9 protein-coding genes are annotated in these 9,177 nt (G+C 69.2%); 4 read left to right on the top strand and 5 right to left on the bottom strand.

The features are described from left to right. The 3 genes from IRZ30_RS12975 to IRZ30_RS12965 form a co-directional block, all read right to left on the bottom strand. Positions 1-1,415: DUF4129 domain-containing protein (locus IRZ30_RS12975; RefSeq protein WP_294085754.1), on the bottom strand; the 1,415-nt coding region annotated here is incomplete at its 3' end. Continuing rightward, positions 1,412-2,668 carry a DUF58 domain-containing protein gene (locus IRZ30_RS12970; protein ID WP_294085753.1) on the bottom strand — a complete coding sequence of 419 codons (1,257 nt, stop codon included), beginning with the start codon at positions 2,666-2,668 and terminating at the stop codon, positions 1,412-1,414. The genes IRZ30_RS12975 and IRZ30_RS12970, both read right to left, overlap by 4 nt. A gap of 90 nt (positions 2,669-2,758) precedes the next feature. Beyond that, a complete protein-coding gene (locus IRZ30_RS12965; RefSeq protein WP_294085752.1) occupies positions 2,759-3,706 on the bottom strand; it encodes a MoxR family ATPase in 948 nt (315 codons plus the stop codon). 95 nt (positions 3,707-3,801) lie between these two features. Between IRZ30_RS12965 and IRZ30_RS12960 the strand changes: the two genes are divergently transcribed. Then, on the top strand, positions 3,802-3,969 hold the full coding sequence (locus IRZ30_RS12960) for a hypothetical protein (protein WP_294085751.1): 168 nt from the start codon (positions 3,802-3,804) through the stop codon (positions 3,967-3,969). 142 nt (positions 3,970-4,111) lie between these two features. Here the strand turns inward: IRZ30_RS12960 and IRZ30_RS12955 are convergent, their stop codons facing one another. After that, positions 4,112-4,678 carry a YceI family protein gene (locus IRZ30_RS12955; RefSeq protein WP_294085749.1) on the bottom strand — a complete coding sequence of 189 codons (567 nt, stop codon included), beginning with the start codon at positions 4,676-4,678 and terminating at the stop codon, positions 4,112-4,114. Between the two features lie 133 nt (positions 4,679-4,811). On the opposite strand from IRZ30_RS12955, the gene IRZ30_RS12950 reads away from it, so the two are divergent. Then, on the top strand, positions 4,812-5,162 hold the full coding sequence (locus tag IRZ30_RS12950; protein WP_294085747.1) for a helix-turn-helix domain-containing protein: 351 nt from the start codon (positions 4,812-4,814) through the stop codon (positions 5,160-5,162). A 16-nt stretch (positions 5,163-5,178) separates the two neighbouring features. On the opposite strand, the gene IRZ30_RS12945 is transcribed toward IRZ30_RS12950, so the two are convergent. Beyond that, positions 5,179-5,889: a GntR family transcriptional regulator gene (locus tag IRZ30_RS12945; protein ID WP_294085745.1), complete on the bottom strand. Its 711-nt coding sequence runs from the start codon at positions 5,887-5,889 to the stop codon at positions 5,179-5,181. A 191-nt stretch (positions 5,890-6,080) separates the two neighbouring features. On the opposite strand from IRZ30_RS12945, the gene IRZ30_RS12940 reads away from it, so the two are divergent. Then, positions 6,081-7,178 (top strand): C45 family peptidase, encoded by a 1,098-nt coding sequence (locus IRZ30_RS12940; protein ID WP_294085743.1) that lies wholly within the window; start codon positions 6,081-6,083, stop codon positions 7,176-7,178. Positions 7,179-7,267: 89 nt separating this feature from the next. After that, positions 7,268-9,106: an ABC transporter substrate-binding protein gene (locus IRZ30_RS12935; protein ID WP_294085741.1), complete on the top strand. Its 1,839-nt coding sequence runs from the start codon at positions 7,268-7,270 to the stop codon at positions 9,104-9,106. Positions 9,107-9,177 lie beyond the last annotated feature (71 nt).

The following is a 9,177-nucleotide window of genomic DNA, read 5'->3' as shown; positions in this document are numbered from 1 at the left end:
GGGGTGGCCTGGTAGCGGGCGGCTTCGTAGTGGGTGGTGATGGTGGTGATCGGGCCGGCGTCGGTCGGGAACCGGGCGGCCAGGCGGCGGGCATGTTCGGCCGGAGTCGCGCCGCGGGGTCGGGCCACGCCGGCGCGCGCGCTCCGGCGTAGCAGGCGGATGTACGTCTCGCGGATGGCGACGGTGTGCGCCCAGCGGGGGTCGCCGCGCAGGGCTGCGAGCGGATCGCCCCGCGGGCGCGCCCGGCGCAGGAGGCGCAGTAGCGGTTGGGCCAGCCCGCCGACCGCTTCCTCCCATGCAAAGACCGACTCCCGCTGCTCGAGCGCACCCGCGCGCCAGCGGCGGCGTCGCCGGTAGGCGTACCGGATCAGGGCCGAGCCGAGCAGGATCAGGACGATCCCGGCGACGAGGTAGCGCGCCGGGTCGGCGACGTGGAGCGACTGGCGGGCGAAGCGGTCGAGTTGATCCAGCGGGTTGCCCGCACGCGGCAGGCGGTCCAGCAGCGGCAGGGTGCCGAAGCCGTAGCGCTCCATTAGCCAGAGCACCGGGGCGATGATGAGGAAGGCGAGCAGGGCGATCAGCAACACCAGCGCCCGGACCACGAAGCCGAGCAGCCAGAGGAGTGGGCCGAGCGCGGTCAGCAGCGTGTCGAGGAAGCTGCGGGAGAAGATCCCGGCAGCCAGCACGGCGATGATGACGATTCCCGCGATCGGCACGGCAAAGGTCGCCAGCCAGGGCGGGCCGAGCGGAGCGCCGCTGCGGAGGCCCTCCAGCCGAAACCGGGCCACACCCACCGCCATCAGCCCGGCTACGAAATAGATGACCACGGCACCGGCCGTGCCGTCCCGAATCGGCGCATCGGGCGGCGTGGCGACCAGCACCAGCAGCAGCCCACCGGCTACGGCCGCGGTGCCCCAGCGGAGCATCTGGTAGGTGGTCTCCAGCATCGGCTCGGCCCGGGAACGCCCGCGCCACCAGGTGTACGCCACCACCGCGACGACGGCCCACGGTGGGCGAACCGAGGGGTTGGGCCGCAGGATCAGCCCATCGAGGGATCCGTCCAGCCAGCCGGTGGAGAGCCAGGGCATGTCCGGGAAGGCGGCGACCTTGAGCGCCAGCAGGAGCGACGCGACGAGCGTCAGCCCCAGCACCGCCTCGAAGTGCGCACCCCACAGGCGAAGCTCGGTCAGGAGGCGGGGAACGAAGTAGGCCACCGCCAGCAGCAACGCGATCAGCCAGCCCGGAAAGGCGGCGTACGGCGGCGAGATCTCGGGCAGGAGGACGCCCAGGTACAGATAGAGGATGGCGCTCTCGGCCACGATCAGCGCCAGTGCGACGACTTCCTCGCGCCAGTCAAGCCTGGCGCGGAGGTCGCTCACCATCACGGCCAGTCCCAGCGGGTCGCGCGCGATCATGGCGCCGGCACTCCCAGGTCTACCGTGTGCACGTAGCGGTGGCCGGGCACGGTGCCCAGCAGGTTCTCCGGCAGGGTGTGGACCACCAGGCCCGGCAGGGGCGGCGGCTCGACCTCCCCGACGCAGACGAGGACGACGCGGTGCCCGGCCGCCAGCAACGCCGCCAGCTCATTTGCCAACGCGGTGGTCATGAGGGCCGCCACGACGACCACGGTGCTGCCCCAGGGGAAGCGCCGCGCCTCGTTGCGCAGCAGGCGCGGGAAGTTGGTCGCCGCCAGCGGCGTCAGCTTCGCCAGCCCTTCCAGAATCGCCGTCAACTGATCCGGCCCGCGCCCGGCGGGAATGCGTAGGGCCTGGTCGGACCCGGCCAGTACGCCGTTGGCGTACATGCCGACCAGGTAGCGCTGCTCCAGCCCGTGGGCAGCGATCGACGCGGCCGCGACGATGGCACTCTCCGCCCGCTGGTAGTCGACCCCCTCCCAGTAGCGCTCGAAGGTGTCCAGGCAGAGGAAGACGCCCAGGTGCACCGAGACGGTCGGCTCGAAGACCTTGACCTGGACCTCCTGCATCCGCGCGGTGGCCTTCCAGTGGATGAAGCGGAAGGAGTCCTCCGGGCGGTAGTCGCGGATACCGATGGTGCGGGCCGGGTCGGTTATCAGGTGGTGAGGGACACGTCGCTCGCCGAAGGGGTGCAGCGCCGGCAACCCGAGGTCCTCCAGTCGGACGACACGGGGATAGACGATGAAACGGCACTGATCGTGCCGGCGCTCCTCGCGCGAGAAAAAGCCGAAGAGATCGCCGGAGCGGAGCGAAGGCGGACCGATCACGTAGGCGCCGCGCTTGGGGCAGTCGAGGTGGAAGGTCCACGTAACGCGCTCAAACCAGCGGACCGACGTGGTGATGCGCAGCAGCGTCATCCCCGGACGGGCGCTCGGGAGCGTCTCCCGCTCCCGCACCTTGACCCGGTCGGAGATCTGATCCTCCACCTCCAGCCAGGGAAGCGGCAGCCACTTGCGGTTGACCACGCTGGCGGTCAGGACGATCGACTCGCCGCGGAAGACGCGGGTGGCCGAGAGGGTGCGTTCGTAGACGACCCCGTCGAGGCTCCGCCGGCTCCAGAGCCAGCTTCCCCCGGCGGTGAGCAGCGTCAGCAGCGCCAGAATCGAGAGCGCGGGCTGGCGCAGCGCCATGCCCAGGAGCAGGAACACCGCCGCGCCGTAGATCCAGATGGAGGTGAAGAAGTTGGATCTCATGCGTCATACGTCATGCGTGATGCGTCATCCGTCCCCCTCACCCCCGGCCCCTCTCCCACCAGGGGAGAGGGGAGAATGACGCATGACTGCTCACACCTGCTCCACCGGCACGCGCACGGCGGCCAGGATTTCGTCGACGATCTGCCGGGCATCGCGGCCGCGGAGGCGCGCCTCCGGGCTGAGGATCAGGCGGTGGACCAGGACGGCGTGGCTGACCTCCTTGACGTCGTCGGGCAGGACGAAGTCGCGCCCGCGCAGGGCGGCGAGCGCCTGCGCGGCTCGGAACAGCGCGAGCGTGCCCCGCGGGCTGACGCCGAGCGCGACCGCCTCATGCGCCCGGGTCGCCCGCGTGATGTCGGTGACGTAGCGACGCAGGTCGTCGTCGACATGCACCTCGCGGCAGGCTGCCGCGGCGGCCAGCAGGTCGTCCGGGGATGCAACCGGCTCCAACGCATCGAGCGGGTTTTCGCGCTGGAAGCGCAGCAGCATCTCCGCCTCCTCGTCCTCCTCCGGGTAGCCGATCGCGATCCGCAGGAGGAAGCGGTCGAGTTGCGCCTCGGGCAGCGGAAAGGTTCCCTCCAGCTCGACCGGGTTCTCAGTCGCCAGCACGAGGAAGGGCCGTGGCAGGGGCATCGTGTCCCCCTCGACCGTCACCGTCCGCTCCTCCATCGCCTCCAGCAGGGCGGACTGGGTGCGAGGCGTGGCCCGGTTGATCTCGTCGGCGAGCAGGATGTTGGCGAAGACCGGTCCCGGCCGGAACTGGAACTCGCCCAGCTTCTGGTTGTAGTAGGAGATGCCGCTGATGTCGGACGGGAGCAGGTCGGGCGTGAACTGGATGCGCCGGAACTGCCCGCCGATCGAGCGGGCCACGGCGCGGGCCAGGGTCGTCTTGCCGACGCCCGGCACATCCTCGATCAGAACGTGGCCCTCACACAGGAGCGCGACCAGGATCAACTCGGTCACAGCGGACTTGCCGACGATGACGCGGTCCACGTTCTCGATGATGCGGCGGCCGAGTATCGCGACCTTGCCGATCACGTCGTTCTCCCTGATGCTGTTGCTCCCACTGGCACTATATCATACGAGCAGTGGCTCTCCATCGGCGCCATGGGGCGGCAGGAAGGGACAAGCAGGTGCGTGAACGGCTGCAGCGTGGGTTAGATCGACTGGAAAACGCGCTGGCCCGGCAGAGCGACATCCGGCGGGCCGGGATCCTCGGGGTGCTCTTCGGCCTGCTCCTCTGCGTGATCGTCCTCGCCTCCTGCGCGCTCCTGTTCGCCGTCGTCTCCCGCCTCCAGTGAGAGCGTAGCCCGGCGACGCCGGCCGGCTCAGTCCGGGCGTGGTTCCCCACCACGTCATCGGTGTCACCCTGAGCGGCACATAGCGAAAAACCCCCGCCGCCCGGCGGGGGTTTCTCACTGAGTCGCGACGACACAAGGCGGGTTACTGCCGCACCACCTCGAGGTCGATGGTGATGTTGACGGTGTCGGCAACGACCACGCCGCCCGCCTCGATGGCCGCGTTCCAGTTCAGGCCGAAGTCGAACCGGTTGATGCTGGTGGTCGCATGGAAACCGGCGCGGACACCACCGAAGGCATCGGGGTGCGCGCCGTAGTAGGTGGTGTCGAGCACGACCTCGCGGGTGGTGCCGCGGATGGTCAGGTCACCGATCACCCGGTACTGATCGCCACCGACCGCCTCGATCCGGCGGCTCTTGAACGTGATCGTCGGATGATTCTCGGCATCAAAGAAGTCCGGCGAGCGCAGGTGCGCGTCCCGATCCGGGTTCCGCGTGTCGATGCTCTTGGCGTTGATGCTCACCTCGACCGACGCGCCGGTAGGCTCGGCCGGGTCGAAATCGACATGGCCGGAGAACTCGCCGAAACGACCGCGGACCGTGGCGACCATCATGTGCCGGACGGCGAACCCTATCTCGCTGTGCACGGGATCGATCGCCCAGCGGGCGCGCCCCGCGATCGTTTGGGTTGCCTGAGCCTGTTGCGTGGACATAGTTCCTCCCCGATAACGAGTAACTACGAATCTCGTAGTGCCTATCGGCATGGTATCATTGAAGCGAGGCGATGTCAAGGACATGGCCTGCTATACTGAGGAGGAACATCGCAGACACCGAGGGAGCGAGAGCATGGCCCAGACACAACAGACGAGCGCCTGCGCTTGCCCGGTCACGCGCGCTGCCAAGCTCCTCGGTGACCACTGGACGCTGCTGATCGTGCACGACCTGGCCGACGGCTGCCGCCGGTTTCACCAACTGCAGGAATCGACCGGGATGAGCCCAGGCGTTCTCTCCGGGCGCCTGCGCCACCTGGAGGCGGCCGGCATGATCACCCGGCGGCAGTACAGCGAGATCCCGCCACGCGTGGAGTACACCTTGACCGAGAAGGGACGCGCCGTCCTTCCGATCATTGAACTCCTGCGCGACTATGGCGAGACCTGGCTGGCCGAGGACGACGAGCTCTGCGACGGCGCCGAGTAGCGCGATCTTCCCGGGCCTAAAAATCGGTCGCCAAGTGGTGGGCAAAGATCTGCGCCTGGAGTGCGTTGTGCGAGTGTTCGCGCGCCAGGCGCTCTGCCCGTTCTTCATCGCGTGCCGCAACGGCCTCGTAGATGGCACGGTGTTCGGCCACCGCCGCGCTCAGCCGCCCGGGCGCGTTGAACTCGTGCAGGCCAAGCAACCCGTAGGAATCCATGAGGAGTGAGAGCAGCGTCGGCAGGCGTCCATCGGGGGAGCCACCCCGGAGCAACCGGTGGAACTGCCGGCTCAACTCCGAGACCGCTTCGTGGTCGTCGTCGGCGAGGGCGCGCTCCATCCGCTCGACCGTCTGCCGCATCGCCTCAATCTCGGCCGCGCTCATCCGCTGCGCAGCCCGGCGTGCGGCCAGGCCCTCCAGCGCCCCGCGGATCTCATAGATGTCGACCAGATCATCGAGGGTGATGGCGGGCACCACCAACCCGCGCCGCGGCACGTTCTCGACCAGCCGCTCCGCCTCGAGCCGCCGCAGCGCCTCCCGAACCGGAGTGCGGCTCATGTCGAGCGCGGCGGCCAGCTCCACCTCGATGAGGCGATCACCGGGCCGGAGGATCCCCGTTCGGAGCGCATCGCGAATGGTCCAATAGGCGATCTCCGTCGCCCCTCCGCGCCGCGCATGGCGCTCCCGCAGCGCGGCCAGGTCCGAGCGCAGCCTGTCCCCTGTGTCCGACACCCGCCACCTCGATCCTTGTCGTGATGCGCGTACCGCCCCGTCATAGTATCGCACGGCGCGGCCGGCGTACCCAATCGCATCCCATTGTATGCATTGACACGCAGCCGCATGCATGCTAGATTGTGCCCGGCTTCAGATGTCACAGGTGTCACAGGCACCGGAACGCTAACCCCCGGCCGAGAGGAGGTCGCGTGCACGCACACCAACGCGCGTTCCCCTTCTTCCGCTTCCAGGGAACGCACCGGGAGATCGGACGCCAGTTCGGCGAGGCCTGCGCCGAGCTGATCCACCGGCACCGGGATCTCGCCCAGGCCCGCCTGCAGGCACGGCACGGCATCACACCCGAGCGCGCCGTCGCCAAGGCCGCGCGATTCCGCGACGCGGTGCTGCGTGAGGCGCCGTTCTTCGACGAAGAGATCCAGGGTATCGCCGAGGGCGCGGGCCTCTCCCTGAGCGAGGCCTACCTGCTCCAGCTCCGCGCCGAGCTGGCCGTGGTGCCGGATACCGGCCAGCCGGCCGAGCCGGCGGACGAGTGCACCACCTTCGTTGCCCTGGCGGGCACGACCGCCGACGGCGTCCCCATGATCGGGCAGAACGCGGACTTGCCGCCGTTCTACCGGGAGATCGGCGTCGTCGTTGAGCTGGTGCCCGACGACGCCCCGGCCGTGCTGATGCTCACCCCGGCCGGGCAGGTCTCCTACATCGGTATCAACGACCGCGGCATGGGTGTCTTCGCCAACTACATCACCTGCGACGGCTGGCGCGTCGGCTTCCCGCGCTACCTCCTCTCCCGCCTCGCCCTGACCTACGAGTCGGTCGACGACGCGATCGCGCGCCTCTCCCGCGTCCACCGGGCCTCCTCCCGCAACCTGATCATGCTCGACCGACACGGGAACGCGGCCGACCTCGAGACCACCCCGACACGCATGGGGCGGCTCGACCCCGACGACGGCCTCCTGGTGCACGCGAACCACTTTGTCGCCCCGGAGCTCCTCGACGCCGAGCGCTCGACCGGGTCGCACCTGGAGAACTCACGCGCGCGCCACGCGCAGATGCAGCGCCTGCTCGATGCCCGGCGGGGCCAGCTCAGCGTCGCGGTGATGCAGGACATCATGCGGAACCGCGAGGGAGCGCCCAACGCGCTCTGCCGCTGGCCGGAGGACGATGCGGAGCGCGACGTGATGACGTTCGCCTCCGTCATCGCTCAACCGACGCAGGGCCAGATGTGGGTCGCAGTCGGCCCGCCGGACCAGCATCCGTATCACCACTACGCCTTCACGCAGCCGTAACCGGCGCACTGGGGGAGACCGCCCGGGGCAGACCCGGCGGCGTGCTTGGGCTCGTCGCCTCGCGCGGAGCCCGTAAGGAGGAGATAAGGATGGACGACCGGGCTTTGGACCACACTCGCCGGCTGGCCCAGCTCGCGATGGCCGGCCGTCTCAGCCGGCGCGAGGTGCTGCGCCGCGGCGCGGCCCTCGGGCTCTCGGCGCCGGCACTGATCACCCTGCTGGCCGCCTGCCGCGGCGGAGAGAGCGCCGATTCGACATCGGCAACCGGTGGTGGCGGGTCGACCCCCGCCTCCGGGTCCGAGACGCCCGCGAGCGGCACGAGTACCACGGAGACCGGTTCGAGCGACGGCCCGAAGAAGGGCGGCCGGGCGGTCATCGCCCTGATCCAGGAACCGGGCCAGATGAACGAATTCTTCAACAGCCAGTCCGGCTCGTTCCTGTCCGTCCTCGTGGTCGAGCCGCTCTTCATCGCCGACGCCAATGGCGAGTACCAGCCGGTGTTGGCAGCCGAGGTGCCGACGATCGAGAACGGCGGGATCTCGCCCGACTCCCTGACCATCACCTACAAGCTCAAGGAGGGGATCACCTGGTCCGACGGTGAGCCGTTCACCGCCGAGGACATCGTCTTCACCTTCGAGGTCTACAAGAACCCCGAGAGCACCCCGCTGGTCCCCGCGGCCTACGACAAGATCGAGTCGGTCCGGGCGATCGACCCGCTCACCGTCGAGGTGAAGATGAAGGAGATCAACCCCGGCTACCTCGACCTGTGGCAGACGGTCCTTCCAAAGCACAAGTTCGACTCGACCGCCGTCACCCAGGAGCACCCACTGGCGCGCCTGCCGCTCGGCACCGGCCCGTTCGTCTTCAAAGAGTGGAAGACGGGCGACCAGATCATCCTCGAGCGCAACCCGAACTACCGTGACCCCGAGAAGCCCTACCTCGACGGCATCACCATCAAGGTCTCGCCCGAGAAGGAAGCCACCATCGCGGCCTTCATCGCCGGCGAGTACGACTACGTCTACTTCATCGTGACCGGGGACCTGCCCACCCTGACCCAGGCCGAGCAAGAGGGGAAGCCGGTCCATGTCGAACTGTTCGAGGGCGGCGCGAGCGTCGAGTGGCTCTGGCTCAACCTCTCCGACAACGGCGACCCGACCAAGCCGCACCCCGTCCTCGGCGACCCGGCGATCCGCGAGGCCATGGACTACGGCATCGACCGCCAGGCGATCATCGATGAGATCCTCGGCGGCTTCGGCTCGCTCACCGGTGCCTTCATCTACGCCGGCTGGGCCGCCCTCGACATGCCGGTCACCCCGTACGACCCGGACAAGGCCAACGAGATCCTCGACGCCGCCGGCTGGCAGCGCGGGTCCGACGGCATCCGGGAGAAGGACGGCGTCCGCGCCAGCCTCCGCTTCCAGACGATCGCCGGTGACCAGACGCGCGAGCTGTACCAGCAGCTCATCCAGCAGAACATGAAGGACATCGGGATCGAGCTGAAGATCGAGAACGTCCCCTCCAACACCATCTTTGGGAGCTACCAGGAGGGTGGCCTGCTCGCGCGCGGCAACTACGACATCGTCATGAGCCGCGACGGCTACGAGGTCGATCCCGCAGACTGGGCTGCCGTCTTCACCTCCGACTCGATCCCGAGCGAGGAGAACCCCGGCGGCTTCACCTACTGCCACTGGCGCAACGCCGAGTTCGACGCGGCCATCAAGGAAGCGAGTTCAACGCTCGACCAGGAAGTCCGCAAGCAGGCCTACGCGCGCGCCGCCGAGATCTTCGCCCGGGAGCGCCCGGCGCTGCCCCTCTACCAATCCGCCTCGGCAGACGCCTGGAGCACCCGACTGAAGGGTGTGCGCGTCGGCTACTTCAACCCGCGCGGCACGCTGTATGGCGCCGCCGACTGGTACCTCGAGGACTAGGTATGGCCAGGGCCGCGGGGGGGCCCCCCCCCGGGGGGCGGGCGCGCGGGGGCGCGGAGGGGGGGGGCGGC

Origin of the sequence: Sphaerobacter sp. (genome assembly GCF_019683595.1) — a bacterium.
Lineage (GTDB): Bacteria > Chloroflexota > Chloroflexia > Thermomicrobiales > Thermomicrobiaceae > Sphaerobacter.
The sequence above is the reverse complement of the archived record's forward strand: the minus strand, read 5'-3'. Positions and strand labels throughout refer to the sequence as shown.

Coding starts and splice junctions, on each gene's coding strand:
- IRZ30_RS12935 (WP_294085741.1), top strand. CDS start 7,268: ATGGACGACCGGGCTTTGGACCACACTCGCCGGCTGGCCCAGCTCGCG.
- IRZ30_RS12955 (WP_294085749.1), bottom strand. CDS start 4,678: ATGTCCACGCAACAGGCTCAGGCAACCCAAACGATCGCGGGGCGCGCC.
- IRZ30_RS12970 (WP_294085753.1), bottom strand. CDS start 2,668: ATGAGATCCAACTTCTTCACCTCCATCTGGATCTACGGCGCGGCGGTG.
- IRZ30_RS12950 (WP_294085747.1), top strand. CDS start 4,812: ATGGCCCAGACACAACAGACGAGCGCCTGCGCTTGCCCGGTCACGCGC.